Origin of the sequence: Mycobacterium ostraviense, assembly GCF_002705925.1 — a bacterium.
GTDB lineage: Bacteria > Actinomycetota > Actinomycetes > Mycobacteriales > Mycobacteriaceae > Mycobacterium > Mycobacterium ostraviense.
In genome coordinates this window covers 1-902 of record NZ_NKRE01000165.1, presented here as the reverse complement: position 1 = coordinate 902, position 902 = coordinate 1, and the positions used below count along the sequence as shown (strand labels likewise).

Here is a 902-nt window from a genome sequence, read left to right as displayed (position 1 = left end):
TGGCGGCGGCGGTCTGCTGGTCGTCGCCGCGCTCACCCGCGGCGGCCTCGGCGTGTGCGCGGGCCCGCTGGCGTGCTTCTTCCTCCAGAGCTGCCTTGGCTTCGCCGATCTTGGCCAGCCGGCTCTCCCGGCGCCGTAGCTCCTCGGGCAGTTCATCACCGCGGCGGTTCTTGCCGAACTTCTTGTCTTCGTCCTTGTCGATCCGCTCGGCCTCGGCCAGCAACGCCGAGACTTCATCGGCGAGGACCTTCTCCTTCTCGCTCATCCGCGCATAGCTCATCGCTTTGCGTTTGGAGGCGTTGGCCCGCACCTTGGTCCCATCCAAAGCCACCCGACCTAACCGCACCATCCCCGCGGCCTGACACAACGCCAGGGCCTGCACAAACAGCTGTCCCAGCGCTGAAAGGTGCCGTTTGCGGAACCGGGCGATCGCCCGGTAATCGGGGGCAGCCCCACCCGCCGGCCAGCGAAACGGCACATCATCGACGCACTTGGTCTCAATCACCCGCGAGGAACGCACCCCGATGGTGTAGCCGTAGAGCAGGATGCGCACCATCAACCGCGGGTCATAGGGCGGGCCGCCGCGCCCCTCGGTGTAGGCGGCGTGGATACGCGACAGATCCAGATGCTCATCGACCAGATCGGCGATGAACCGGGCCACGTGTTCGCCCGGCAACCACTCATCCCGCGACGGGGGCAACAACAACCCCTGATCCGGGTCGAATAGCCGAAAGGTCTTGTCCACCGGCGGCTTCGGCGGCAAAGAATGCCGATCCACCCGCCCAGCGGGATCTACCTCCAACAACCCACCATCATCGAAATCATCGGGCACACCCCATCATCCGTGTCCCCGCCAATCAGCCCGACACCCCAGCCGGCGTGTTACTGACCCGCGCTCCTAG

1 protein-coding gene is annotated in these 902 nt (G+C 66.1%); it reads right to left on the bottom strand.

All coding sequences use genetic code 11. The features are described 5' to 3' along the window. Positions 1-745: transposase (locus CDN38_RS28500; protein WP_438502298.1), on the bottom strand; the 745-nt coding region annotated here is incomplete at its 3' end. Positions 746-902: the final 157 nt, after the last annotated feature.